The sequence below is a fragment of the uncultured Mucilaginibacter sp. genome (assembly GCF_913773635.1).
Classification (GTDB): Bacteria; Bacteroidota; Bacteroidia; order Sphingobacteriales; family Sphingobacteriaceae; genus Mucilaginibacter.
The window spans coordinates 104,502-131,263 of the sequence record NZ_CAJYGQ010000003.1; the positions used below are offsets into that span (position 1 = coordinate 104,502).

The 26,762-nt window shown below is 40.7% G+C and carries 29 protein-coding genes; 21 read left to right on the top strand and 8 right to left on the bottom strand.

Annotated features, from left to right (window positions below; genetic code table 11):
• Positions 1 to 19: 19 nt before the first annotated feature.
• From QZ407_RS01840 to QZ407_RS01850, 3 genes are read right to left on the bottom strand one after another with little or no spacing between them, the layout of a single operon-like run.
• Positions 20 to 367, bottom strand: a complete 348-nt coding sequence (locus tag QZ407_RS01840; RefSeq protein WP_295767358.1) for a hypothetical protein — start codon at positions 365 to 367, stop codon at positions 20 to 22.
• On the bottom strand, positions 364 to 924 hold the full coding sequence (locus QZ407_RS01845) for a sigma-70 family RNA polymerase sigma factor (protein WP_295767359.1): 561 nt from the start codon (positions 922 to 924) through the stop codon (positions 364 to 366). The genes QZ407_RS01840 and QZ407_RS01845 overlap by 4 nt, the downstream gene beginning before the upstream one ends.
• A complete protein-coding gene (locus QZ407_RS01850; RefSeq protein WP_295767360.1) occupies positions 917 to 1,246 on the bottom strand; it encodes a DUF6249 domain-containing protein in 330 nt (109 codons plus the stop codon). The genes QZ407_RS01845 and QZ407_RS01850 overlap by 8 nt, the downstream gene beginning before the upstream one ends.
• 389 nt (positions 1,247 to 1,635) lie before the next feature.
• Here QZ407_RS01850 and QZ407_RS01855 point away from each other — a divergent pair, with 389 nt between their 5' ends.
• Genes QZ407_RS01855 through QZ407_RS01865 form a run of 3 tightly spaced genes read left to right on the top strand, consistent with a single transcriptional unit; the run spans position 1,636 to position 3,406 of the window.
• Positions 1,636 to 2,643 (top strand): NAD(P)H-dependent glycerol-3-phosphate dehydrogenase, encoded by a 1,008-nt coding sequence (locus QZ407_RS01855; protein WP_295767361.1) that lies wholly within the window; start codon positions 1,636 to 1,638, stop codon positions 2,641 to 2,643.
• A 26-nt stretch (positions 2,644 to 2,669) separates the two neighbouring features.
• Positions 2,670 to 3,029: a hypothetical protein gene (locus tag QZ407_RS01860; RefSeq protein ID WP_295767362.1), complete on the top strand. Its 360-nt coding sequence runs from the start codon at positions 2,670 to 2,672 to the stop codon at positions 3,027 to 3,029.
• A gap of 56 nt (positions 3,030 to 3,085) precedes the next feature.
• Positions 3,086 to 3,406, top strand: a complete 321-nt coding sequence (locus QZ407_RS01865) for a hypothetical protein (RefSeq protein WP_295767363.1) — start codon at positions 3,086 to 3,088, stop codon at positions 3,404 to 3,406.
• 93 nt (positions 3,407 to 3,499) lie between these two features.
• On the opposite strand, the gene QZ407_RS01870 is transcribed toward QZ407_RS01865, so the two are convergent.
• Both QZ407_RS01870 and QZ407_RS01875 read right to left on the bottom strand, forming a co-directional pair.
• On the bottom strand, positions 3,500 to 5,314 hold the full coding sequence (locus QZ407_RS01870) for a DEAD/DEAH box helicase (protein ID WP_295767364.1): 1,815 nt from the start codon (positions 5,312 to 5,314) through the stop codon (positions 3,500 to 3,502).
• A 164-nt stretch (positions 5,315 to 5,478) separates the two neighbouring features.
• On the bottom strand, positions 5,479 to 5,946 hold the full coding sequence (locus QZ407_RS01875; protein WP_295767365.1) for a DUF4293 domain-containing protein: 468 nt from the start codon (positions 5,944 to 5,946) through the stop codon (positions 5,479 to 5,481).
• Positions 5,947 to 6,028: 82 nt separating this feature from the next.
• Here QZ407_RS01875 and truA point away from each other — a divergent pair, with 82 nt between their 5' ends.
• On the top strand, positions 6,029 to 6,829 hold the full coding sequence (gene truA, locus QZ407_RS01880) for a tRNA pseudouridine(38-40) synthase TruA (protein WP_295767646.1): 801 nt from the start codon (positions 6,029 to 6,031) through the stop codon (positions 6,827 to 6,829).
• A 113-nt stretch (positions 6,830 to 6,942) separates the two neighbouring features.
• Positions 6,943 to 8,745 carry an ABC transporter ATP-binding protein gene (locus QZ407_RS01885; RefSeq protein WP_295767366.1) on the top strand — a complete coding sequence of 601 codons (1,803 nt, stop codon included), beginning with the start codon at positions 6,943 to 6,945 and terminating at the stop codon, positions 8,743 to 8,745.
• A gap of 77 nt (positions 8,746 to 8,822) precedes the next feature.
• Here QZ407_RS01885 and QZ407_RS01890 read toward each other — a convergent pair whose 3' ends face one another.
• Positions 8,823 to 9,068 (bottom strand): hypothetical protein, encoded by a 246-nt coding sequence (locus QZ407_RS01890; RefSeq protein WP_295767367.1) that lies wholly within the window; start codon positions 9,066 to 9,068, stop codon positions 8,823 to 8,825.
• A 194-nt stretch (positions 9,069 to 9,262) separates the two neighbouring features.
• Here QZ407_RS01890 and QZ407_RS01895 point away from each other — a divergent pair, with 194 nt between their 5' ends.
• The 8 genes from QZ407_RS01895 (at position 9,263) to QZ407_RS01930 (ending at position 15,274) form a co-directional block, all read left to right on the top strand.
• Entirely contained in the window at positions 9,263 to 10,141 is an 879-nt protein-coding gene (locus QZ407_RS01895) for a permease-like cell division protein FtsX (protein ID WP_157540531.1), read from the top strand.
• Between the two features lie 6 nt (positions 10,142 to 10,147).
• On the top strand, positions 10,148 to 10,420 hold the full coding sequence (locus QZ407_RS01900) for a DUF3098 domain-containing protein (RefSeq protein ID WP_295767368.1): 273 nt from the start codon (positions 10,148 to 10,150) through the stop codon (positions 10,418 to 10,420).
• A gap of 3 nt (positions 10,421 to 10,423) precedes the next feature.
• Positions 10,424 to 11,218 carry an undecaprenyl-diphosphate phosphatase gene (locus QZ407_RS01905; RefSeq protein WP_295767369.1) on the top strand — a complete coding sequence of 265 codons (795 nt, stop codon included), beginning with the start codon at positions 10,424 to 10,426 and terminating at the stop codon, positions 11,216 to 11,218.
• A 150-nt stretch (positions 11,219 to 11,368) separates the two neighbouring features.
• The gene (gene truB, locus QZ407_RS01910) at positions 11,369 to 12,145 is read left to right on the top strand and encodes a tRNA pseudouridine(55) synthase TruB (protein WP_295767370.1); all 777 of its coding nucleotides are present in this window, start codon (positions 11,369 to 11,371) and stop codon (positions 12,143 to 12,145) included.
• Positions 12,142 to 13,074, top strand: a complete 933-nt coding sequence (locus tag QZ407_RS01915; RefSeq protein WP_295767371.1) for a bifunctional riboflavin kinase/FAD synthetase — start codon at positions 12,142 to 12,144, stop codon at positions 13,072 to 13,074. Before truB ends, QZ407_RS01915 begins: the two co-directional genes overlap by 4 nt.
• A 120-nt stretch (positions 13,075 to 13,194) precedes the next feature.
• Positions 13,195 to 14,229, top strand: a complete 1,035-nt coding sequence (locus tag QZ407_RS01920) for a DUF2157 domain-containing protein (RefSeq protein ID WP_295767372.1) — start codon at positions 13,195 to 13,197, stop codon at positions 14,227 to 14,229.
• A gap of 180 nt (positions 14,230 to 14,409) precedes the next feature.
• Entirely contained in the window at positions 14,410 to 14,730 is a 321-nt protein-coding gene (locus QZ407_RS01925; RefSeq protein WP_295767373.1) for a hypothetical protein, read from the top strand.
• Positions 14,731 to 14,818: 88 nt separating this feature from the next.
• Positions 14,819 to 15,274, top strand: a complete 456-nt coding sequence (locus QZ407_RS01930; protein ID WP_295767374.1) for a tail fiber domain-containing protein — start codon at positions 14,819 to 14,821, stop codon at positions 15,272 to 15,274.
• 73 nt (positions 15,275 to 15,347) lie between these two features.
• Here QZ407_RS01930 and rdgB read toward each other — a convergent pair whose 3' ends face one another.
• The gene (gene rdgB, locus QZ407_RS01935; protein ID WP_295767375.1) at positions 15,348 to 15,935 is read right to left on the bottom strand and encodes an RdgB/HAM1 family non-canonical purine NTP pyrophosphatase; all 588 of its coding nucleotides are present in this window, start codon (positions 15,933 to 15,935) and stop codon (positions 15,348 to 15,350) included.
• Between the two features lie 3 nt (positions 15,936 to 15,938).
• Positions 15,939 to 16,547: a hypothetical protein gene (locus QZ407_RS01940; protein ID WP_295767376.1), complete on the bottom strand. Its 609-nt coding sequence runs from the start codon at positions 16,545 to 16,547 to the stop codon at positions 15,939 to 15,941.
• Positions 16,548 to 16,735: 188 nt separating this feature from the next.
• Here QZ407_RS01940 and QZ407_RS01945 point away from each other — a divergent pair, with 188 nt between their 5' ends.
• The 8 genes from QZ407_RS01945 (at position 16,736) to QZ407_RS01980 (ending at position 26,703) form a co-directional block, all read left to right on the top strand.
• A complete protein-coding gene (locus QZ407_RS01945) occupies positions 16,736 to 18,112 on the top strand; it encodes a peptidylprolyl isomerase (RefSeq protein ID WP_295767377.1) in 1,377 nt (458 codons plus the stop codon).
• 5 nt (positions 18,113 to 18,117) lie between these two features.
• A complete protein-coding gene (locus tag QZ407_RS01950; protein ID WP_295767378.1) occupies positions 18,118 to 19,083 on the top strand; it encodes an AAA family ATPase in 966 nt (321 codons plus the stop codon).
• A 74-nt stretch (positions 19,084 to 19,157) separates the two neighbouring features.
• A complete protein-coding gene (gene pth, locus QZ407_RS01955; RefSeq protein ID WP_295767379.1) occupies positions 19,158 to 19,718 on the top strand; it encodes an aminoacyl-tRNA hydrolase in 561 nt (186 codons plus the stop codon).
• 189 nt (positions 19,719 to 19,907) lie between these two features.
• Positions 19,908 to 22,343 carry a TonB-dependent receptor gene (locus tag QZ407_RS01960; protein ID WP_295767380.1) on the top strand — a complete coding sequence of 812 codons (2,436 nt, stop codon included), beginning with the start codon at positions 19,908 to 19,910 and terminating at the stop codon, positions 22,341 to 22,343.
• 13 nt (positions 22,344 to 22,356) lie between these two features.
• Positions 22,357 to 22,704 (top strand): Spx/MgsR family RNA polymerase-binding regulatory protein, encoded by a 348-nt coding sequence (locus QZ407_RS01965; RefSeq protein ID WP_295767381.1) that lies wholly within the window; start codon positions 22,357 to 22,359, stop codon positions 22,702 to 22,704.
• 97 nt (positions 22,705 to 22,801) lie between these two features.
• Complete coding sequence (locus tag QZ407_RS01970) at positions 22,802 to 24,769, top strand: M1 family metallopeptidase (protein WP_295767382.1); 1,968 nt, start codon at positions 22,802 to 22,804, stop codon at positions 24,767 to 24,769.
• A 96-nt stretch (positions 24,770 to 24,865) separates the two neighbouring features.
• Positions 24,866 to 25,876, top strand: coding sequence for an acyltransferase (locus QZ407_RS01975; protein ID WP_295767383.1), 1,011 nt, complete (start codon positions 24,866 to 24,868; stop codon positions 25,874 to 25,876).
• Positions 25,877 to 25,998: 122 nt separating this feature from the next.
• Entirely contained in the window at positions 25,999 to 26,703 is a 705-nt protein-coding gene (locus QZ407_RS01980) for a carboxypeptidase-like regulatory domain-containing protein (protein ID WP_295767384.1), read from the top strand.
• Positions 26,704 to 26,762 lie beyond the last annotated feature (59 nt).

The window sequence follows — 26,762 nt, forward strand, 5'->3', positions numbered from 1 at the left end:
TATACCTTAATAAGCAAACCTAGTTTGCTTGTGCTTCTTTTGCCTGGAAGTATTTTATATAATAGTCTGTTCCTATAAGCAAGCAAAATACAAACACCGCTAAAAATATAAGCTTCAACAGCTCAGCCGAGATGCCTGATAATAATGCTAAGTAGCCCGGCAAACAATAGCTGGCTGCAACCCCTGCAACCAGGAAAAATGCAAAGCAAAGCATAGAGTAGCGTATATACTTGACATTTTTTTTGTACTCAGCCTGCTGACCCATACGCACTAAAACCCGCTGCTCAAAGTTATTGTCAGGCATGGTTAATTTGCTTTTGCTAATTGCTTTACCTAAACAAAGTTCATCGTCATTAAACTCATTCATACTGTTTCTAGCTTTTGGTTTTTAATGATAGTAAGCATACGTTTACGGCCACGGTGTAACAACACTTTAATATTGCTTTCTGTGTATCCGGTAATCACCTCAATTTCTTTTATACTACTTTCTTCCAAATAAAACAGGCGCAAAGCAAGTGCTTCATTTGGCGGCATTAATTTAAAAGCCCGGTTTATGGTTTCAAAGCGTTCGCTTTCATTCAGGTTTTCTAAATCGTTAGCATCCGCTATATCTGCTTGATAGTCCTCGAAATAAACCAACTGGTGTTTTTTTTCCTTTTTGAGGCGCAAAAAAGCTTCGTTAACGATTATACGATAAATCCATGTTTTAAACGCAGCCCTACCGTTAAATGATTTGATGTTGTTGAAAGCTTTAATAAAGGCGTCTTGTGCCACTTCCTCAGCCATGAAGTTATCCTTCACAATTGATACAGCCAAAGTAAAGGCCATGTCTTTATAAGTTCTGATAAAATAGCGATAGGCGCTCTCATCTCCATTAACAAGCTTTTCAATATAAATGCCTTCTGTAAATGTGCTGTTAAGCATTTTCCTTTCCTGCCTTGTTAGCAATCAACATAGAAATACCCCCCGAAAGACCTAATATAGGAAGAGCCAGCGTTCCGTTTACATTGGTAAATTGATCAATGATGTAAATTAGCAATAAGCCAGTACTTAAGCCTATAATGATGATGCCCATTTTGAGTAGTGAAACACTGGTCATCTTATCAACCGTTTCTTTAGGGTCGAGGCCTTTTTCCAATAAAAACAAGCGTTCTTTCGAATTGGCCCTGTGCCAAAAAAACCAGGTTAAAAATAAGCAAACTGTTATGGTTACAGTAGCTACACATACTACTAATGCTTTTTCCATGTTGTATAAATTTTTATTTACCTGTTTGATTATTTAAGCTTTCAAAAGGTTACAACAATCAAAAATTTGATAAAAATCAGTATCTGCAAGCATGTGGCTCAATTACTAAACCTCGGGTATAGCATCTTTCGCGTGTTTTAACTCTTGTTGTGATGCATTGTTGTTAATTTGTTGCTGCAGATAAATGTCAGCGACTCAATTCTGTAATCATTTGCGGCATTATGAATAGTGGTGCCGTTGATAACGTCGGATACTAAATGAGGTATTGAAACGAAATTTATTTTTGACGAGGATAAGCAATTTTAAGCGTGACATTTGAAATCAGCGTTCAAAAAAACATACCTTTGCAAATTCCGGTTATTCAACATATAAACCGCCGCAAGTTTAGAATGCAACATAAGCCAAATAAAATTCTGGTAGTTGGTGGTGGCAGCTGGGCCACTGCTAACATAAAGATGCTTACTGATAACACTACCAAAAAAGAAATTTTTTGGTGGATGCGTAATCAGCAGGCTGTTGAGCATGTGCAGAATATTAAGCACAATCCTAACTACCTTAGCTCGGTTGAAATTAAGGTTCCGGAACAAAACATTTCAACAGACCTTAAAGGCCTTATTGCGCAAGCCAATTTCATACTGCTTAACGTGCCGGCTGCATTTTTAAAAAATGCACTTTCGGGTATTGCACCAGCCGATTTGGAGGGTAAAAACATCATATCGGCTATTAAAGGAATAGTGCCTGATGAGAACCTGATTATAGGTGAATTTTTGCATAAATATTATAACATCCCTTTCGAGCGCTTTTTAGTAATCAGCGGCCCTTGCCATGCTGAAGAGGTTGCACTTGAGAAACTTTCTTATCTTACCATAGCCTCTGCCGATACTAACCTGGCAGCCGAATTTGCCGGTATGCTGAGTACTCGCTACCTTAAAACCATCGTGTCAGACGATATATATGGTACCGAATATGCCGCCGTTCTTAAAAACATTTACGCCGTAGCCAGTGGTATTTGCCACGGTGTTGGTTATGGTGATAACTTTCAGGCAGTGCTTATCTCTAACGCCCTGCGCGAGATGAAAGACTTTGTAGATGCCGTTCACCCTATTGACCGGGATATAAAAGAGACCGCTTACCTGGGCGATTTGCTGGTAACAGCTTACTCGCAGTTTAGCCGTAACCGTACCTTTGGTAATATGATAGGTAAGGGTTATACGGTTACATCAGCGCAGTTGGAAATGAATATGGTTGCTGAAGGTTATTATGCAGTAAATTGCCTACACCAGGTTAACAAACAGTATACAGTTAGTATGCCTATATGTGAGGCTGTATACCGCGTTTTGTACAAAAAACAATCTCCCGTACTGGAAATGAAGCGTTTGGCCGAACAATTGAGTTAGTTTTTTAAATTAACTTAATTGATACCATGAAAAACGTACTTAAAGTTGCTTTACTGGCAGCCGGAATATTTATTGCTGCCGATACTCAAGCTCAAATCTTAAAAAAAACAGGCCAAGCCATTGACAGCGGTGCAACCAAAACAGGCCGTGCAGTTGGTAAAGGTGCCAAAGCCGTAGGCAGAGCCGGTAAAAAAACCGGACAAAAAACTGCTGAATTAGCCGTTAAAGGAAAATCGGCTGTGGTTGATAAAAAATATGATGGCAAGGTTGGCCCACAAGGACAAACTATTTACATCGATAAAAATTCAGCATACTACTACGTAAACAAAAAAGGCCGCCATGTTTATGTAAGAGAATCAGCTTTGGTGACTAAACCAAATAACTAATATATATTACAGCATGCCTGCATTGCGGGCATGCTTGCTTTTGCAACCTTCCCTGCATGAAAAACTATCTACTCATTTTAGTCCACGTTATATGTGCGCTTGTTCTTATTTCTGCTGCTTGCTCTGAAACGGGTAATAGCAGCTTAAAAGGTAAGTGGCGTTCTACCGATGGCAAAACACAGCTTCAAATTACAGGTAAGCAGTTTATACTGAGCGAAGAGGCTGAGCCTGTTGCAGAAGATTACTTTGTTAAAGGAGATACCATATTTACATCGTTTGAGGGCAGCGCGCCAACAAAGTTTGTGATACAGCAATTGGATAACAAGAATCTTAAACTTCTTTACCCCGATTCGCTTTCAGTTGCATTTGTACGCTAAAAACAAAAGCCTCCCCAATTAAGGAAAGGCTTTGTCAAACTAAAACTAACTGCTTTACGTTCAAACTTGCTGAACCAAAGCATAAACTAAATGCTAATATCTTTTACGGCGTTCACCTCTGTCTTCGCGGCGTTTTCCTGAAAAGTCGCGGAAACCGCCACCTTCTTTACGCTCACCGCTGCGGTTACCACCATCACGACGGTTGCCGCCATAGCCGCCACCCTCACGTTTTTTGTAGCCACCGCCACCATATCCGCCACGGTCACCACCGCGTTCGCGGTCACCATCAGCAGATACTTCAATACGCACCTGACGGCCTTTGTACTCGGCCGATTTAAATGCGTTGAAAGCCTGGTCAACGTCACCGTTAGCAACTTCAAGGAATGAGTAAACACCCTTAATATCAATTTTGCCAATAGTGCGGCCAACAATACCGGTTTGGTTACAAAAATAACCTAACAAATCGCCGCGGGTAAAGCCATCTACCGAACCCAGGTTGATAAACAAACGGGTAAAGTCGCCTCTCATGCCTGTGCGCGGGTATTTCTCACCGTTATCACGGCTTGCACGTACTTCTTCAGATACGTTCAAATCAGGAGCATTTTTGTAATACTCTAAGAAGCTGTTAAACTCAATAGATGCAAAACGTTTGATGATCTCCTCTTTGGTCATATCGGCAAACTCATCCATAATGCGTGGTAAATAAGGCTCAATCTGGCCTTCGTTTATCTCTACATTATGAACTTTATGTATTAAACCAAACAGCTGTTTTTCACACACATCAAATCCTGTAGGAATTTCAGCTTTGGTAAATTTCTTACCAATTACACGCTCAATCTGACGGATTTTGCCAACCTCTTTTGAGTTAACAATTGCAATTGATACACCAGTTTTACCTGCACGGGCAGTACGGCCGCTACGGTGGGTGTAATTCTCAATTTCGTCGGGTAGTGAGTAGTTAATTACGTGAGTAACATCATTAACGTCAATGCCACGTGCAGCAACGTCAGTAGCAATAAGTAATTGCAGGCTGCGTTCACGGTAACGTTTCATTACCTTATCACGTTGTTGTTGCGAAAGGTCACCGTGAAGCGAGTCGGCGTTATATCCGTCTTTTACTAAAGCCTCGGCAATCTCCTGTGTTTCAATTTTGGTACGGCAAAATACAATACCAAAAATTTCGGGGTTAAAATCAACAATACGCTTAAATGCCGCATACTTATCACGGGCGCGTACTACATAGTACTCGTGCTCAATGTTGGCATTACCGGTATTTTGCTTGCCCATGGTAAGCTCATGCGGATCGGTCATATAGTTTTTAGCTATACGCCTAACCTCAGGCGGCATGGTGGCTGAAAATAACCAGGTTTTTTTCTCGTCAGGGGTAGTAGAAAGAATCTCATTGATATCTTCCTGAAAACCCATGTTCAGCATCTCGTCAGCCTCGTCTAACACCACGTAGCGGATGTTTGAGAAGTCGATAGCGTCGCGGCCAATAATGTCAAGCATACGGCCGGGGGTAGCCACCACAATTTGCACACCGCGTTTAATCTGGCGCAACTGATCGCCAATGCTGGCGCCGCCATAAACGGCCACAACGTGTACGTTTTTAACGTTTTTCGAGAAGTTTTTAAGGTCGTTGGTGATTTGCAAACACAACTCGCGAGTTGGGCAAAGCACTAAAGCCTGTGGTGTGTTTTCTGTAAAATCGACTAATTCTAAAAGAGGTAGTCCGAATGCAGCCGTTTTTCCGGTCCCGGTTTGGGCTAATCCGACAAAATCGTTGCTGCCAGACAATAGTACAGGAATAGAAGCTTCCTGAATAGGCGTAGGACTTTGAAATCCTAAATCACTAATGGCATTAACAATATCATGACGGATTCCCAGTTCTAAAAATGGGTTGTTCATGAATTAAAATAACGAATTTGGCAACATCGCCAAATCGGGTGCAAAGGTATGAAAAATAAATGCCTTTACAAACCCCCGTTTTAAAATGAGACAGTAATGACTATGTGTAGATAATTTTTTGACTGACAGTGATTTACTGCTGTGAGCTAAAATTCATTTTTAGCTTACCGTAAACGGTCGGCCGAGCGTACCAGCGCGTTATCTCTTTTAATTGCCTTAATTGCCAACAGCGTTAACAAGATTGCAATTGGTGCAAGGAAAAGCCCTATGCCAAAGTTGCTGGTGTTAAGTGTAACGGATCCAACCGCGCCTTTAACAGTTTGAGCCACCCAAAAGCTATGACCAATGATCACAAGTATAGTTATGTATGCAAGCACAATTTGCTGTTTGCGGTTGCGAAACAAAAATATAGTGACTAAAGGTAACAAACCAACTACTGCGGTGGCAGCGGTTAAGGCCACGAATGATTGAATTTGCTGCTGTTGTCCGTTAACATCCTGTATAAGGCCGGTAACCTTTATGCTTGTTGGTATATTGTTAATGTAAACGTTGTTTGCAAGTGTAAATAAGTAAAGGGCAAATATGGCCAGGCTGGCCAAAAACAAGTATATGCTTTGTACGCGTTGTATCATAATTAGTGTTTATAGCAAGGCAAATATAAAATTGTTTGCTTAAATAATGACTTAAGCTTGCGGCAAGGTTTGCTACCTTTGCATCGTGGCCCAATTACAACGCTATTATTTAGAACTGGCTTATGATGGTACCCGCTATCACGGGTGGCAGGTGCAGCCCAACGCCATAAGTGTACAGCAAAAATTAAATGAAGCTTTAACTGTTTTACTTCGCCAGCCGGTTGAAACTACTGGTGCAGGCCGTACCGATACGGGCGTACATGCAAAGCAATTATTTGCTCATTTGGATGTTCCGGTACTTGAATTGCCCGAAGAAGCGGCTGGAAAGGTAGTTTTTAAGCATGATGCGAAAGGGCAGCACAAGCTTCGCATTGAAAGTTTGAATGCCTTACTTCCTCATGATATTGCTGTTAAACAGATAATCCCCGTTCATGCCAACGCACATGCCCGGTTTGACGCCACACAACGGTCTTATGAATACCACATGCATTTTCATAAAGATCCGTTTAAGCAAAATTATTCGTGGCAGGTAAAGGGCGAATTAGATGTAGAGGCCATGAACTGCGCAGCAGCGATTATAATGGAGTACACTGATTTTAGTTGCTTCAGCAAATCAAACACGCAGGTGTTTACCAACAACTGTAAGGTTGTAAGGGCGCAATGGCTGCATAATGATAATGGACTTGTGTTTCATATATCGGCCGATAGGTTTTTGCGCAATATGGTGCGCGCTATTGTGGGCACTTGTATGATGGTTGGCCGCAACGAAATCGAGCCCGAAGGCATTCGTTCCATCATCGAGAGTAAAAATCGTAGTAACGCCGGAACATCAGTGCCTGCCTGTGGTTTATACTTAACAGAGGTAAGGTATCCGTATTTGTAAATAGCGGATTGTGGAGGTTCGATTTTGGATTTAAATTCATACGAAATTGTATGTCTACTTTTGCAAGAAGTAAAAATCTGGAATCGAACATTCGAAATCCGAAATAAAAAAACATGTCTAAAGTAACAGGAAAGGCACTTGATGTACAGCTGCTTAAACGTATTATGGTTTACGTTAAGCCATATAACCGCACGTTTGTCATTGCTGCATTTTTAACCATATTTTTAGCCGTAATTACCCTGGCTCAACCCATGCTGATGGAAATTGGGTTAGACAAATATATTTTAGCAGGTAACTATAACGGTTTAGTTTTTATAGTAACCCTAATGATTGCGCAATTAATTGTGCAAACCATTGCGCAGTACTATCAAACGTATTTAACAAATGCGTTGGGGCAGTCAGTTATCCGCGATTTACGTATAGATGTATTTAACCATGTAATGAGCCTGAGGTTAAAGTATTTTGATCGTACGCCCATTGGCATGCTCATTACCCGCACGGTGTCAGACCTGGAAACCATTGCCGATATATTTTCAGAAGGTTTAATATCAATAGCAGGCGATTTGCTTTTGGTTATATCCATCATTACTTATATGCTGGTGCAAGACTGGAAGCTTACGTTAATTACCCTTATTCCATTACCTTTTTTACTGGGAGCTACATACATTTTCAAAGAAGCTATTAAATCTTCATTTCAGGATGTGCGTACGCATGTGGCTCAACTGAATACTTTTTTACAGGAGCATATTTCAGGAATCAGTATTATTCAATACTTCTCGCGCGAGGCGCAGGAAATGCGTAAGTTTAATGCAGTGAATGAAAAATACCGTGATGCCAATATCAGGTCAAACTGGTATTACTCTATATTTTTTCCGGTAGTAGAAATTTTTATGGCCTGCTCAATAGGGTTGCTGGTTTGGTATGGTTGCAAACGTATTTTAAGCGATCAAACTATGGCCTCAATTACTGCCGAAGGGCAGGGCATTACGCCTGGTAAAATATTGGCATTTATTACTTTGCTTAACTTGCTTTTCAGGCCCATACGTCAACTGGCAGATAAGTTTAACACCCTGCAAATGGGTATGGTAGGTGCCGATCGAATATTCAAAGTGCTTGATACTGATGAAGTAGCACCTAATAACGGTAAAATCAACAACGTTACCTTAAAAGGCCAAATTGATTTTAACAACGTTTGGTTTGCCTACAATGATGATAATTGGGTACTTAAAAATCTTACGTTCAGCATTAAGCCCGGCGAAACGCTGGCTTTGGTTGGCGCAACCGGGGCGGGTAAATCATCAACCATAAATATATTAAACCGGTTTTACGAAATTGGAAAAGGTAATGTGAAGGTTGACGGGGTAGATATTCAGGATTATGAACTGAGATTTTTGCGCTCACAAATAGCAACGGTAATACAGGATGTATTTTTGTTTTCAGATACTATTGCTAATAATATAAGCCTAAATAATCCGGCTATAACACGCGAGCAAATTGTAAAAGCAGCAACCGAAGTAGGCGCACATGAATTTATTGAACGCCTGCCAGGCGGGTACGATTATAATGTAATGGAGCGCGGGGCAACCTTATCAGCAGGGCAAGCGCAGTTAATATCTTTTGTGCGCGCGCTGGTGTATAATCCTGCTATTTTAGTTTTGGATGAAGCCACCTCATCTGTTGACACCGAAACGGAGATACTCATTCAAAACGCTATTGATAAGTTGATGCAGGACCGGACAGCTATTGTAATTGCTCACCGTTTGTCAACCATACAAAAGGCTGATAAAATTATTGTTCTCGATCACGGCGAAATCAAAGAAATGGGCAGTCACCAGGAATTGTTGCGTATAGAGGATGGTTATTACCGCAAACTATACGACCTGCAGTTCAATTCAGCGGGGATAGATAGGGGGTAATAGAGCCAGGAGCTAAGAATCAAGAGCCAAGAGATATTTTTAATTCTATCAATATCCTTGGCCCTTGGTTCCTGCTTCTATTTTTTCACCGGTGGATTATCCTTCTCCGGGTCCTGAAATTCATCGGGCGGAGTTTTTATCGGGTTAACCGGCTCTTCGCTGTTTTCACGTGTTATGGCTACGTTGCCAAAATTGGCGTTGTCTTTATCATAATCTTCATCTTCGGGCTTTTTTACGGCTTTGCCACCGTTGTCATCCGGCCTGTCGGTTGGTGTATCAGATGGAGATGGTTTATCGTGTTCGTTTGCTGGTTGGGGCATCATAACATTGAGTTTTTTGGTATATTAAGCTTAACAGCCGGCCTTAATGTTTGTTTATTTGAGCCAATAGAGGGCAAACGTTAAGCGTTAAAGTTTGTTAAAAGCCAACGCTTAACGCCTGCAAATGGCATTAATAATTAATAAAGTTTTACCTTTAACCAAGCGATTTTTTAATTTCGCATCCCAACAGGTACTATATGGAAGAATTTGAAGCAAGTACGGCCGCCAAAAAAACCAAAACCATTTACATTTCAACGGTTTTTGGTATTGCCATGGTGTTGCTTATGGTGGGTATGCTGGGGTTGATACTGGTACATGCCAACAATTTATCACGCTATATTAAAGAAAATATGGTGGTGAACGTTTTTGTTGATGAAGGTGCGCGTGAAACCGATGTGTTGCAATTTCAGCGTCAGCTGGATGGAAACCCACTGGTAAAACGCACGCAGTATGTAAGTAAAGAACTCGCTGCACGGAACCTACAAAAAGATTTAGGCGAAGATTTTGTAAAGTTTTTGGGTGTAAACCCACTTTCACAATCTATAGATGTTTACATGCGGGCCGATTATGCTAACAATGCCGATTTAACACGCTTTGCTAATGAACTGCGTCAAAACCCTTTGGTTAAAGAGGTGAAATATCAGCAATCGTTGGTTGAGCAGATGAATAAAAATATAACCAACATTAGCTTGGTTATACTTGCGTTTACAGGCATATTTGTTATTCTATCGGTAGCGCTAATTAACAATACTATCCGTTTGGCTATATACTCACAGCGGTTTTTGATCAAATCAATGCAGTTGGTGGGTGCAACAAAAGCTTTTATACGTAAGCCATTTTTGTTGTACGGTATATGGCACGGGCTGTTAGGTGCATTAATTGCAACCATTATTTTAGTGGGTACGCTTTACCTTGCCTATAATCAAATTCCTGATTTAATAGTGCTGCAAAACTACTATGAGTTTGCCATTATATTTGTTGCCATTGTGCTGCTTGGCATATTCATATCGGGCTTTAGTACCTTTTTGGCAGTTAACCGTTTCCTTCGTTTAAAAATTTATCAATTATATAGATAGTACAATATGGCTCAAAAATTTGAAAAGCCTGCAGGCACACCAGTAAGGCCTTCTATTTTAGGTAATAGCAAGCCGGCTGCTGCGCCTGTTCAGTTTGTGTTTGGCAAAGCCAATTATCAAATACTGGCAGTTAGCGTGCTTATTGTAACTTTAGGCTTTATACTTATGTCTGGCACAACTGATATATACAGCACAACCAAAATTGTGATTGCGCCGCTGGTTGTATTAGCAGGTTTTGGCCTTGCTTTTTATGCCATCATGAAAAAGCCTGTTGCCTAACGCATGACTATAATACAAGCTATTATTTTGGCCATTATTGAAGGCCTTACCGAGTTTTTGCCAGTGTCATCAACCGGGCACATGATTATTGCCTCATCGGCCATGGGCATTGCCAGTAATGACTTTGTAAAGCTGTTTACTGTTGCCATTCAATTAGGTGCTATACTTTCGGTAGTAGTATTATACTTTAAACGGTTTTTTAAATCGTTAGATTTCTATTATAAACTGATAGTTGCCTTTATACCGGCGGCCGTTTTTGGTTTACTGTTCAGCAAAAAAATTGATGAGCTGATGGAAAGCGCGCTTACCGTTGGTATAACGCTTTTTGTTGGCGGCGTTATCCTTTTGTTTGTTGACAAATGGTTTGGAAAAACTGATGTGGAAGACGAAAAGGATATAAACTATGCTACGGCATTGAAAATAGGTTTTTTTCAATGTATTGCCATGATTCCGGGTACCTCGCGTTCGGCTGCTACCATTGTAGGCGGTATGTCGCAAAAGCTAAGCCGAAAAGCCGCCGCAGAGTTTTCATTTTTTTTGGCTGTACCTACCATGTTTGCTGCTACAGCAAAAAAATTACTTGACTTTTTTAAAGACGGGCACACCTTCAATGGTGAGGAAATTAAGTTACTGGTAATAGGAAATGTGGTAGCATTTATAGTTGCCCTTTTAGCTATACGTACATTTATCACCTTTTTAGAGAAAAAAGGCTTTGTGCTATTTGGCTGGTACCGCATTTTAGTTGGTGCAGTTATTATAGGCCTTTATGCAACGGGGCATAACCTGGAGATAATTTAAAAGCCAGATCCCAGAAACAATACCCAAGATATTGAAGCGATCTATCCGTTGAAAGGGTAGATCGCTTTTTGTTTTTACACAATTATCCTCTTGATTCTGCACGCTGTACTCTTGATTGTTATTTGTTACCTTTGTGCTTTACAAAAAGTTTTGAACGAAGCACATCCAAAATATAAAGACTTCAATTTTGTTGAAGGCGAACTATTGTTGATTAACAAACCTTACCGCTGGACCAGTTTTGACATTGTAGGTAAAGTGCGTAATGCATTTAAGCCACTGAAGTTGAAAGTTGGCCATGCGGGTACCCTTGATCCGTTGGCTACCGGGCTACTAATTGTTTGCACCGGCAAAATGACCAAGCAAATTGATACTTTTCAGGCCGAAGAAAAGGAATACACCGGTACATTCACACTGGGGGGCACTACACCATCCTATGATATGGAAACTGAGGTAGACCAAACCTTTGAAACGGCTCACCTTACTGATCTGGTTTTGAAAGAGGCTTGTGCACAATTTATTGGCGAAATTCAGCAATACCCACCGGCGCACTCGGCTATTAAAGTAAATGGTGAGCGCCTTTATGAAAAGGCCCGCCGGGGCGAGGAGGTTGAACTTAAAGCACGCACATTAACAATAACAGAATTTGAGCTAACCCGTATTGAGCTGCCTGAAGTTGACTTTAGGGTTGTATGCAGTAAAGGCACCTACATCCGCTCGCTGGCAAATGATTTTGGTAAAGCCGTAAATAGCGGTGCTTACTTATCAAGACTAAGGCGTACACGCAGTGGTAATTTTAAGGTTGAAGATGCGTGGGAAATTATGGAATTGGTTAATGTAATTCGTAGCAAAAATTCGCCCCAACCAAACCCTCCCCGGGAGGATGTGGACGCGGCAACAGAAAGCGTTAACACGGGAGGGGAAGTATGAAACTCTATCATAACATAGACGATTTTACACCGCTACCTAATGCAGTAGTAACCATTGGTACGTTTGATGGCGTTCACCAGGGGCATCGTCAAATTATTGCGCGCTTGAAAGAGCTTGCCCGCCAAACAGGTGGCGAAACTGTTATCCTCACCTTTTTCCCGCATCCGCGAATGATCATTCATCCTGAAGATCAGAGTTTGAAGTTAATCAGTACGATTGATGAACGTGCAGCGCTGCTTGAAGAACTTGGTGTCGATCATTTGATTATAACTCCTTTCTCCCGCGATTTTTCTAACCAAACGGCCGAAGCTTACATTCATGATGTACTGGTTAAAAAAATTGGTACCCGAACTATTATCATTGGTTATGACCATCGGTTTGGTAAAGACCGCCGTGGCGGGTTGCAGGATTTGCAGGCGGCTGGTCCTGAATATGGTTTTGATGTAATTGAAATTCCGGAGCAGGACATTAATCATGTGGCTATAAGTTCAACCCGTATACGTGAGGCATTATTAAGGGGAGATATAGAGCAGGCTAATACCTTTTTAGGATACTCATTTTATTTAACAGGTAAAGTTATACGTGGCAATCAAATTGGACGGCAGTTAGGCTACCCTACAGCTAACCTGCTTGTTGAAGAGGGGTATAAGCTCATACCTGCCGATGGTATATTTTCGGCAACCGTAAAAATTGGTGCCGAAATTTTTAAAGGGATGGCATACATTGGTCACAGGCCAACCATCAACGGCATGACGCGCAACATTGAAGTGAATTTGTTTGATTTTGACCGTGATATTTACAATCAAACTGTTCAAATGAACTTTCATCATTTCATAAGGCACGATGTTAAGTTTTCTTCCCTTGAGGGTTTAAAAGAACAACTAGCGGAAGACAAAATTGCGGTAATGACTGTGCTCAACAATTTCTGATACTTTCAGCTGCTACATTCAATTTCGAAGTAATCTTCATATATTGGTGTAGCCAACTATAATGTCAGCTTCTTGATAGTTGAAAAAGTAAGTAAAATAAGCTATTGGCTAACCTAACAAATGAAACTGAATCTTGATAAGCAGGAAAGCGAATTCTTAAACAAGGCAATTGCCCATTGGGAAAAGGAGCAACTGCTTTCGCCGGAGCAAGCTGAAAAGCTGCGTGCATCTACCGAGGTAAAAGGTTTTGACTGGATGAGGCTGGCTCAATATTCCTTTTGGGTGGCGTTAATTTGCGGGGCAATTGCCGTTGGCTCGCTTATAATAAGCGATCAGGTAATTAACTGGATCAAGAGCCTTTATTATACGCCCGATATTATCATTGCCATTGGTTCGGGAATACTTGCTGCCGGTTGTTTCTATGTTGGCCGCCGTCGCGAAAAAATGGTTCCGCAAAGGGTTTTTAGTAACGAGGCAACCATATTTACCGGTATATTATTTACTGCTTGTAGCATTGCCTACTTTGGTAAAACCTTCGATAATGGCTCCGGGCATTACTCCATCCTCTTTCTTATCTCAGTATTCATTTACGGATTTTTGGCCTGGAAGTTTAACTCACGCATGATATGGCTGTTTGCACTGGTATCATTAGGCAGCTGGTTTGGTACCGAAACCGGTTATCAAACCAAGTGGGCTTATTACTTTTTGGGGATGAACTACCCGCTGCGCTTCGTTTTATTTAGCATGGTTTTACTGGTTGTATGTTACCTGCTTAAGGATAAACCGTTTATACAGCAATTTTGGGATTTAACTTACGTAGTGGCCTTATTGTATCTATTCATATCATTATGGTTGCTCAGTATTTTCGGAAATTTCGGCCAGCTAAATGATTGGCTTCAGGTGAAGCAAATCACTTTATATTACTGGGGAATAATTTCATTGGGCATAGCAGGCGGGTTTACGCTTTACGGTCTTAAAAGTAAGGATGCCATTGCTCGAGAATTTGGTATTACCTTCGTGCTTATTTTTATCTACACTAAATACTTTGAGTATTTATGGAATCATATACCAGGAACGGTGTTCTTCGCTGTTTTGGCGGCGTCATTTTGGTTCATTGGTCGCCGTGCTGAAAAAATATGGAATTTGAACGCGTAAATGGCGTTTATTAAATATTCTTAATTGCTCTAACGTTGCGGTTATCACATCTTTAATAGCTTACGTATAATCGTTAATATATTTTAAATAATATAATACAGGTAAACAAAAGCAGTTTACTATAGTTGTTTTATTATATAAGTTGTACTTTTGATGTGCTTAACTTATTGAAAGAAAGCAATGATAACTCAACTGTTTAAATATATAACCCTGGTTTGCCTCCTGGCCGGTATTTTAGAATACAGCCAGGTGCCGGTTATATCAGTATGGGGAAATTATAGCAAAACCACAGAGCAAAGCGATAAAGGATACTCCGAAGATCCGGTTAAGGAGTCTGAAAATATTCGTTCAGAATCAGCTAAAGATTTCTTACATGAGGTTAATCTGTTTCGTTTCTGCCAGCCGGTGTTTGTTATAGTGGTTAAGCATATTGTTTTTCACCGGGCCGATTTTCCGTATCACTTCTACCCAGACGTTCCTACACCCCCGCCCAATTGCTAAGCTGTAAACAAACAGTTTAAACATGTGCTGTAAGGCATAATTGTTGCCTGCGCACCATTCTTTTACCTCAATTTACATAAATATAGTTATGAAAACTTCAAATTTTATAGCAGTGCTATCAGCATTGTCACTATTCTCTACCGTATCATTTGCTCAAAGTAAAGTTTCTGAAAATCAGCTTAAACAAAATGTTACACCTATAAAAGGTGCTTTAAGTGCCGTTAACCAAATTGAGCCTATTAGCTACAATTATAATAACCAGTTAAATGGCTTAAAGCTACCTGGTGGAACCCAATATGGCTTTAATGCCGATAACGTTCAATCTGTTTTACCAAACATAGTACGCACGCACAGCATGTTACCTGCAGCGCCACGTAAAGGCTCAGTACAGTCAGTTGATATTAAAACAGTTGATGTGCAAAGCTTGGTGCCGGTGTTGTTGGGTGCAATAAAAGAACAGCAACAACAAATTGATGCCCTTAAGGCCGAGGTACAAGCCTTACGTACTAAGGGTGGAAGCAATACTTCTGCAGCTATTAAATAATTTGATTCTTCTTTTTCTTTTTAGCAAAAATGCCCGGTGTTGTAACCGGGCATTTTATTTTTTATCTGTCTCTCTACTTTGTCTTTTCATTAAGAAAAGCAATCAGCTTTTCCATGGCAATAGCCCGGTGGCTTATGCGGTTCTTTTCTTCCATGTTCATTTCGGCAAAAGTTATATTGTAACCCTCAGGCTCAAAAATTGGATCATAACCAAAGCCCTTAACGCCAACCATTTCTTCGCGTATTGTTCCGTTAATTACACCTTCAAAAAAATGCTCCTCACCGTTCCATATGAGTGAAACAACAGTAATAAAACGCGCTTTACGATTATCTACGCCTTTAAGGTTATGCAACACTTTTGCAATGTTGGCTTCATGATTACCATGCTCGCCCGAGTAGCGTGCCGAGTATACGCCAGGTTCATTATTCAGCGCTTCTATTTGTAAGCCGCTGTCATCACCAAAACAGTTAAGATTGTATTTATTAAACACGTAATGGCTTTTAATGGAAGCATTTTCGTTAAAGGTAGTACCATTCTCCTCAATCTCGTCATGGCAACCAATGTCGGTAAGGCTTTGTAGCTGCAACCTGTCGCCGGTTTTGGCGGCTACTTCCTCTAACTTATGTTGATTGTGTGTAGCAAATACTAAAGTTGGTTGCATGTATTAAAAGGTTTTTATTAAGTTCCAGAATATGCGCGTGTAATCTTTATTGCCCAGCATGTTGCCAAACCCAAATGTATAGAGCGTCTTTACTTGACCGGTGTACTGTATTTCATTAGGACTTAGTGCAGGCATAGCAGCGGGTAGTGCGTTTTTTCCTAAAATCAGTAATTTTTCAGGTTTAAAAAAATGCCTTATATCAGTCCACTGCTTGCTATTGGCTTTTGCCATGTTTAAAATAGCAACATCGTCCTGCACGTAATTTATACGTGTTAAAGTACCGGTAAGTGCATTCAGGTGTTCGGCAGGCATATGATCAACGTCAGTATAGCATGCCAGTATCAGAAAGTTTTTTAGATTACCGCCTAAGTAATTAAATGTAATTGCCGGCGTTACAGGTGTAGGGGTTGCAGGCAAGATAACGGTTTGTGGTGCAACAGTAACGTTGCTTGCTTCAGGCGCATTAACAGGATTTTGAGCTACAGGTTGAGTGTTTGCAGCATCGTTGACCTGTTGATTTATATTCAGGTTTTGATATAAAGATTTGTCGCTTTGGAGCAAAAACAAATCTTCCTGTAAAAAATAGCTGAGATGTTTTGCCTGCATATCCATTATCACTTTAACAATTTTTAACAAAAATAGTTAAAGCAAGTGATGCTTTATGGGCATATTCGCATAATATTATAGCACAGGCATATAATGACATATTTATGCCGCCTAAGTGCAGAAATTTTGCGAAATTCGGAGGTTTTATTAAAACGCCATGCAATATATACTGTTAGGTGTTCAATTAAAGGTAAATGAGAAAGTTTGGATTTATATTTTTAAGTTTTTTACTTATTGCAACGGCTGTATCTGCGCAAAAAATATCGCTTGATAAAGTTGCCGGTGTGGTGGGTAGCAGTGTTATTTTAAAATCGGACATTGAGTTGCAATATGCACAGTACCTTGTATCTGGCGGGCAACCCGACGTCGATATCAAATGCACTATTTTAGGGCGTTTGCTTACACAAAAGCTTTTGGCTCAGCAGGCAGTGATTGATAGTGTTACCGTAACTGAAGATGATGTTGATGGCCAGATTGACAGACGTATGCGCGGAATGATTCAGCGCGCCGGCGGGCAAGACCGTTTGGAGCAGTTCTTAGGTCGCTCGGTAATTCAGTATAAAGATGAGATAAGACCTGACATTAAAGAGCAAATGATTGCTGAAAGAATGCAGGGAAAAATTACTGAAAAGGTAGGTGTAACTCCCCAGGAAGTAACCCGTTTTTTCCAGAATATACCTAAAGACAGTTTGCCATCTTACAACAAAGAGGTTGAGGTAGGAGAGATTGTTTTTCAGCCAAAACTTAGCAAAGAAGAAAAACAGTTTTATAAAGATAAGGCCGAAGGTTTACGCACACGTATAAAAAACGGTGAAGACTTTGCCAACATTGCCCGCTTATACTCACAGGATCCGGGTTCGGCGCAAGAGGGTGGCGATTTAGGCTTTTTTGACCGCCAGGGAATGGTTAAGGAGTTTTCGGCAACTGCATTTAAGCTTAAAGCAGGCGAACTATCTCCGGTTTTTGAATCAGAGTTTGGCTTCCACTTTTTGCAGGTACTTGAGCGCCGCGGCGAACAGGTGCATGCACGCCACATTCTAATTACTCCGGTTATAACCCCTGCAAGTTTAGACAGGGCAAAGGTTAAAGCCGATAGTATATACACCCTGTTAAAAACCAACAAACAGCTTGATTTTTCAACTGCAGCTTCAGTTTATTCTGATGATAAAGAAACCAAGTACAACGGTGGTATGCTAATGAATGCTGAAAACGTACAGGCACGTTCAACCTTAATTCCTACCGATAAACTTGAGCCTGCCGTGGCACTTGTTGTTGATACCATGAAGGTTAACACCATATCTAAGCCCCAGTTAATAACTGCCCAGGACGGAAAATCAACTTATAAAATATTTTATTTACGCTCGGTAACTGATGCGCATAAAGCTAACCTTGCTCAAGATTTGCCTAAAATTAAAGAGTTAGCGCAAAGTGATAAAGTTAACCGTACAGTAAGTGAGTGGTTTGAGAAAAAGCGCAAAAGCACGTTTACGCGTATTGACCCGGAGTTTCAGTCATGCAAGCAATTAAAGGATTGGAGCACGCCGACCACAAGCGCGCAAGTTAAGCCATAAAAACAATGTCATTATACCGTTCGGATGTAGAAGCTGCTGATGCCCTTAAAACGGCCTATCAGAATATAAGAACCGAAATTGCCAAAGTAATTGTTGGGCAGGATGAGGTAGTTAAATCTGTTTTAATTTCCATATTCAGTAACGGTCATTGTTTATTGGTAGGTGTGCCCGGCCTTGCAAAAACTTTGCTGGTGCAAACCATAGCGCGGGTGCTTGACCTTGATTTTAACCGTGTGCAGTTTACGCCCGATTTAATGCCATCAGACATTATTGGCGCCGAAATATTAGGTGAAGACCGCCACTTTAAATTCATTAAAGGCCCTATTTTCTCTAACATCATTCTGGCAGATGAGATAAACCGTACACCACCAAAAACGCAGGCAGCCTTGCTGGAAGCCATGCAGGAGAAGGCAGTTACCGCAGCAGGTATAACGCATAAACTTCAGCAGCCGTTTTTTGTACTGGCAACGCAAAACCCAATTGAGCAGGAGGGCACCTACCCGCTTCCGGAGGCTCAGTTAGATCGTTTTATGTTTAACGTTACATTGGGCTATCCTACCTTTGCCGAAGAATTGCAGGTGGTAAAAAATACTACCAGTACCAGCAAAGTTGAGTTAAGTAAAATCATCGGGGCTGCCGAGATTGTAGCATTTCAGCAACTGGTACGTAACATTCCGGTAAGTGATAATGTGTTGGAATATGCCGTAAAAATGGTAGCTAAAACCCGCCCGCAGGGAGAGTTGGCCACAGACAACGTGAAGCGTTTTTTAAACTGGGGAGCCGGTCCGCGTGCATCGCAATACCTTGTACTTGGCGCAAAATGCCATGCGGTGATAAGCGGCAAATACTCGCCCGATATCGAAGATGTACAAGCTGTAGCTAAACCTATATTAAGGCACCGCATAGTGCGCAGTTACCATGCCGAAGCCGAAGGTTTATCAACGGATCAGATTATTGAGCAGCTTTTTTAAAACTTTATTTATTGATATGCAGGTTATTCGGCTTAGCGTTTTCGCAAAGGTTGAATAGCCTCTTTTTTTGAAATATGAAATACCTTATAGTAGGCTTGGGCAACATAGGTCCTGAGTATCGTGATACACGCCATAACATTGGCTTTATGATTTTGGATGAGCTTGCTAAACAGGAAGGCTCATCATTTCATAACATGCGGTTGGCCTATTATACCGAGGTAGGTTACAAAGGCCGCACGCTTCACCTAATTAAGCCAACCACTTACATGAACTTAAGCGGCAAGGCCTTAAACTACTGGATGGGGCAGCTTAAAATACCGGTTGAAAACGTGTTGGTGCTGGTTGATGACTTAGCGCTACCTTTGGGTACCGTTCGCCTTAAGCCTAAGGGCAGTGCCGCCGGGCATAACGGGTTAAAAAATATTGAGCAGATACTTGGTCATAATAACTATCCGCGCTTGCGTTTCGGCATAGGTGATAACTACCCAAAAGGTAAACAGGTTGACTTTGTACTGAGCGGATTTGATGACGACGAAAAACCTGAACTCCCTGCTTTAATTGACCGCTCTATTGAAATGATTAAAAGCTTTGCAACCGTAGGCACCGAACTGACTATGACTCGCTTTAACAAGTAAGTTAAAAAATGTTAAATTTTGGTTAAACCGGCTGTGAGCTATTTTTAATAGGTTGATGTTTAGTAATTTGCAAAAAAAATGATCAATTGTTGTAACTATTTTAAAAGGAACAACATCTATTAGATAGAAACGGCGTAAACCGTTGTTGAGCTACATACTATTAACTGACACCCACTTATCACACCCAAAATGAAAAAAGCTTTACTAAGCGCAGTACTATTTGTTTTAACCTTTAATTTAACCTTTGGGCAAACTCAGCCCGCAGCAACTGCTACTGTAAAGGGTGTGGTTATTGATTCGGCTAAGAAGGAGCCTTTAGGTTATGCTACCGTAGCTTTGGTTGATGCCGCTACAAATGCTCCTGTAAAAAGTACCTTCACTAAAGATGACGGCAGCTTTGTATTAGCCGGCCTTGCCTTAAAACCCTACAAACTTGCTTTAGTAAATGTGGGTTACGGAACCAAAAACATCAACATTGGTACCCCCAAAACAACAACTGATTTAGGAAAGCTATATATGTCGCCGGTGTCAAACCAGTTAGGCGAAGTAAGCGTAACTATGGTTAAACCGCTGATGAAGCGTGAGGTTGACCGCATTGCTTATGACGTACAGGCCGACCCGGAAAGCAAAGTACTTACTGTGCTTGATTTAATGCGCAAAGTGCCTTTGCTGTCGGTAGATGCATCTGACCAGATCAAACTACAGGGAAATACCAATTACAAAATTCTTATCAACGGTAAAGAGTCGGCTTTGATAGCACGCAACCCGGGTGATATCTTCAAGTCGATGCCTGCAAGTAATATTCAAAAAATTGAGGTGATTACTACTCCACCGGCAAAATACGATGCAGAAGGTATAGCAGGTATAATAAACATTATAACCAAAAAAGATATTGAGCAAGGCTATAACGGTAGCGTTAATGCCCGTTACAGTAATTTGTGGGGTCCGGGTGTTAACGTAAACCTTACTGTCAAAAAAGGTAAATTTGGTTTTGGCGGTTACGCTGGTTACAACCGCAGAAATACTTTAACCAACAATTCGTCAAATAACACAATTAATCAAAGCCTTGATCCTAACGGCACTGTTCGGTCATCAGATTTAACTCAGTTAGGAAGCAATACGCAAAAAGGTAATAACACTTACACCAGTGGCGAATTAACCTATGAGGGTGATAGCTTGAACCTGCTTACCGGAACCATTGAATTTTACAAAGGGAATAACTACAACAACCGCGATTTATACTCTAATTTAGTTAGCTCAAATGCGGTAAACAGCAGAAGCTACCGCTCGCTGAATGATAACGATAATACTTACCGCGGACTTAGTGCCGGTTTAAATTACCAGTTAGGGTTTAAACGTAACAAAGAGCAGCTACTAACAGCATCATATAAGTACAACTCCTCAAAAAATGATCAGTTGAATGACATCAGCTTTCTTGATCGTATTAATTTTAACGATCCTAATTACCGCCAATTCAACAATTCGGGTAATAATGAGCATACTTTACAATTGGATTATGTGCAACCCTTTAAAAAATTGAATTTTGAAGCGGGCGGCAAGGCTATATTCAGAGATAACTTTAGCGATAGCCGTAACGAACAATTTGACGGCACAAGCAATACATATATAAACATACCCCTGCCAGGAAGTAATTTTGATTACCAGCAAAATGTTTACAGCGTTTACAACTCGTATCAGTATAAGTTTAACGATAAATGGGTTGCAAAGGGTGGTTTGCGTTTTGAACATACAACGGTTAATTCAAACATAGGTGTAAATCAAAATTACTCTAACCTTATACCGTCAGCCTCGTTACAGCGCACTTTCAAAAGCAGCAGTGTAAACCTGGGCTATTCGGAGCGTATTCAGCGCCCGGGCATATGGCAGCTTAACCCATTTGTAAATAACCAAAACCCTAATATTATATACGTTGGTAATCCCGATTTGCGCCCCGTGGTAAGCCGTAACGTAGAGGCTACTTACAGTTGGTTTAAAAAGGGATCAATAAATTTTGGTGTTAACTATCGCTTTGCCAACAATACTGTTGAAAACGTAACAGTATTTGACGCCACTACCGCCACCAGTATTACTACTTATCAAAACGTTGGTGCAAACAAACGTTTGGGTGCTGATTTAAGTATCAATTACCCTATAACCAAAGCCCTTAACGTAAACGTCAACAGCCAGCTTATGCACGTATGGCTTAAAGGATCGGTTAACGGTCAGCTGTATAATGCAAGAGGGTACCAGGGGCACATATTTTCAGGCTTAAGTTACAAGCTTGACAATGGTTACCGCTTTGGTGCCAACTTTGATTATGACAGCCGTTACGTAATGCTGCAGGGACGTGACAATTACTGGTTAGGCTACGGCTTAAGTGCATCTAAAGAGATATTAAATAAAAAAGCCACCATTTCACTGTTTGCTAATACACCGTTCCAGCGTATACGTAAAATTGATAACACAGTGCGTACGCCTACATCATTCCAATATACCGTTAACGAAATGTTTGCCCGTACTATCAACATCAGCTTTAACTATAAATTTGGTAAGCTTGATGGCGGACTTAAGAAAAACCAGCGTGGTATTAATAACGACGACGTAAGCGGAGGTTCAAGAAATTAATAAATTTGTTGCCATGAAAGTATATGGCATAACTAACTGTAACACGGTTAAAAAAGCGTTAGACTGGCTTAAGCAAAATAATATTAATTACGAATTTCACGACTTTAAAAAGCTGGGTGTAAGCGACGAAAAACTTAACGAATGGAATGAAAAAGCCGGGTACGAAAAGTTTTTAAACAAACAGGGGCTTACCTGGAAAGGGCTTGATGCTGAGACCAAGGCTGGTGTAACGGAAGCCGCCAATGCACTTCCTTTACTTAAAGAGAAAACAAGCATGATAAAGCGGCCGGTGATTGAAGATAACGACTTCCTGTTTTTTGGTTTCGACGAGAAAGCATACGAGCAACATTTTAGTAAATAAGCAGTTTAATATTGAGTAACAATGCGCTTACCTCATGGGCAATAGCGTAAATAATATTATAATTGCTTTTTAATTACTACTACTGTTATTCCTGGAGATGAAAAAATCTTTAATCACCTGCTTGTCGCTGGCAATGATGGCCTTCAATGGCTTTGCCCAGGCGCAGCAACAGCCGGCGGGCTCGGCCCCGGTTAGTAAATATGACTACCATGATGCCTTTGGCCCCTTGCTTTACACCAAAAATGGCAGCGAATACAGGGCTGCAAGTGGTGAACCCGGACCACGTTACTGGCAAAACCGAGCCGATTACCAGTTAAGCGCACGCTTAAACGATCAAACCAATGAAATTACGGCTTCTGAAGTTTTAACGTATACCAACAACAGCCCTCAAAAGCTGGGTTTTGTTTGGATGCAGTTAGATCAGAATCTTTTCAAACAAGATTCACGCGGATCGGCCATTGTGCCTACATCTGGTAGCCGCAACGGCGGCCGCGGACAGGTGTTTGATGCCGGTTATAAAATTAAATCGGTAAAGGTTGGTGATGCTGATGTAAAATATGCCATTAATGATACCCGCATGCAGATATTCCTTCCAAAGGAGGTTGCTGCTAACGGCGGGCAAATTAAAGTTAAGATAGACTTTTCATTTATTGAGCCTGATTACGGTTCAGACCGTACAGGTATCTTACAAACAAAAAACGGTAAAATATTTACTATAGCTCAATGGTATCCACGTGTATGCGTGTTTGATGATGTTATGGGCTGGAATACAGTACCATATACAGGTCCGGGTGAGTTTTACCTTGAATATGGTGACTTTGACCTTGCGATTACTGCCCCTGCCAACCATATAGTTTTGGCTAGCGGCGAGTTGCAAAACCCACAGGAGGTTTACACTGCCGAGCAGCAAAAGCGCTGGGCACAGGCTGCTCAAAGTGATAAGACAGTTATCATACGTTCGGCCGGCGAAGTTACCAACGCAGCGTCTCGTCCTGCCGGTAAACAAGAGCTTACCTGGAAGTTTAAAATAAAGAACGCACGTGATGCAGCATGGTCTTCATCACCATCTTTTATACTTGATGCAGCGAAAATTAATTTGCCAAGCGGTAAAAAATGTATGTCGGTTTCTGCTTACCCGGTTGAAAGTGATGGCAATGCTGCATGGGGGCGTTCAACAGAATACACTAAAAAATCAATTGAATATTATTCTGCCAAATGGTTTGAGTTTCCTTACCCTGTGGCTAACACTGTTGCAGGTATAGTAGGTGGTATGGAATACCCTGGCATTGTATTTTGCGGTTACCGCGCCAAAGGTGCCAGTTTGTGGGGTGTAAATGATCATGAATTTGGCCACACCTGGTTCCCGATGATTGTTGGCTCTAACGAGCGTTTATACGGTTGGATGGACGAAGGCTTTAATACTTTCATAAACAGCCTATCTACCGATGCTTTTAACAATGGTGAATACAAAGAACGTCCTATGGACATGCATCGTTATGGTGCTTTCTATACTCGCCCTGAGGTTGAAGCCATCATGAATACTCCTGCCGGTATAAAAGAGCGTAACAACGGTTTGTTGCTTTATTCAAAACCAGGTGCAGGCTTAACCATGCTGCGTGAGCAAATTTTAGGTCCGGAGCGTTTTGACTTTGCCTTCCGTACTTACATTGAACGTTGGGCGTTCAAACACCCAACACCTGATGATTTTTTCCGTACTATGGAAAATGCAGCCGGCGAAAGCCTTCAATGGTTTTGGAGAGGCTGGTTCATGAATAACTGGCGCTTGGACGTAGCAGTAAGGGATGTAAAATACGTTGACAACAATCCGTCGAAAGGTGCACTTATTACACTTGATAACCTCGAAAAAATGGCAATGCCAGTAATTTTAGAAGTTAAATACAAAGGTGGTAAAACCGAGCGTATCAAGCTTCCGGTAGAAATATGGGAGCGTAATGTTAGCTGGACTTTCAGACAGCCATCTACCGCCGAGATTGAATCAGTGACTTATGATCCTGATAAGGTGTTACCAGATTACAATGAGGCCAACAACGTTTGGAAACAGTAATCTAATTCAATAAGAAAACCGGTCTTATCGCCAGTTTTCTTATTGAATAGTATTTGCAGATACTGTCGTAATATACTACTTTACAGTCAAAATTACATGCTTACTCCACCCCGAAATTATACTATAGATGCCTTCCGTTTAATAGGAGCATTCTCGGTAGTCATCATACATACTATAGGAGCTGGAACCATGGCAGGTGGCGTAGCCTTGCAAACAATGCACTGGGCTGTTGCTTTTTTCTTTATGGCAAGTGGATACTTTTTCTTCGTACAGTATTCAAAAGCTGGGTTGGATATATTTTTCAAAACACTCATTAACCTTATCGGGATATTTATAGTTGTAAATCTAGTTTTTGCTGCATTCCATTTCGCTAGTGGCACATTGCGTTCGTCATTTTCTGTGTACACATTCATAAGTTATGGTACAAACTTTCATCTATGGTTTTTGAATTCGCTTATAGGCACATATATGGCGTGGTGGATACTATTTAAGTTTAAATTGCAAAAATTCTTAATTCCTTTAGCAATTTTAATGTATGGCTACAATTTGGTGACAGAGGCATATCCACTATTGTTAAAACCTAAGTTTGCCCTATTCGCCAGTAATGCGGTTGCCTTTCCTTTAATGACCGTAGGTTACTATTTAGCAAAAAAACGAGAAAGATTGTCGGCTGCCTTAGGTATACGCATTGCCATTGCCGGTTACCTTTTTCAATTTATTGAGATAGGTATGATAAATTACTATCACAATGTTCAAGTAATAGGTTACCATCTAGGCATTAGTACGCGTTTATATGCTATGGGAATATTTATTTATGCGGTAACTTCTACTGGCTTGCCTAGTAAACTATCAGATTACGGACGTAAATACTCGTTACCTATTTATTTATATCATCCCATTGTGATATCTGTTTTGTACAGTATAATCAAACCATATATAAATGCAAATTCGGTTGATTTTCAAATATTATACCCAATTGCATCTATTGCTATTAGCTTTATTATAATTTATTGCATTGAAAAATGGTTTAAACGGTTGTTCAGAGCTATTAATGGTTCAATTGGATTGCAAAAATTATTTACAGCCAAAAAGCAATCAATTACTTAGCTGTTGGATTCCAATCCAACTTATGGCAGTTTCGCTAAGTCTTTTTTTTATTGAGTAACTTTAACACTTTAATCTAAACCATGCCTTTAATTGGCGGTTTAATCACATATACACCTTCAATTATGAGATCAGGATTCATCATAGTTTTTTTACTGACGCTGTTTACTGTAACGGTAAAGGGCCAGCAGAACGTTGTAAGAGGGCAAGTTACCGATGCAACAAATGCTAAGCTGCCTAGCGTACTGGTAAAAAATATTACTAACAGTCAGGTTACGTTAACTACTGATAGCGGCAACTTCGAAATAAGAGGCTTGATAGGTAATACATTAATTATATCATCACCAGGCTACGTATCAGATACGTTATTTGTTGCCGATATGAAGTTCAAAAATGTAAAGATGACTCCGCTCGGTATCACCTTAGGTGCAGTTAATGTACGTGGTCAGCGTTTTGATCCTCGTGTAGAGTACGCGCAGGTTTATCAAAAAAGCAAGGTTCATGTTTTATCACCCACCACATGGTTTGGTAAGGAAGCTAAGGATGCCCGCCGTTTAAAAAAGTACTTTGAAAAAGAAGTTGAGGAACGCCATGTTGACTCGGTATTCACCAAGGTTTACGTAGGGAGCTTGGTTCCGCTTAAGGGTGTTGAGCTGGATAATTTTATGAGTCTTTACAGACCCACATATGAATTTGTGCGTAGTAATGGTGGTGCATCAATGGCTGCTTACATAAACGATTCTTATAAAAAATATCAGGCGCTTCCGCCTGAAAAGCGTGTAGTACCAAAGCTTACTTCTGAAGTTCAGCCGCAGCAAAGCAAACCATAGTCTATAATTTACAATCTTTTGACGGCCGTTTTGCAATGCGGCCGGTAAACTGTTATTTT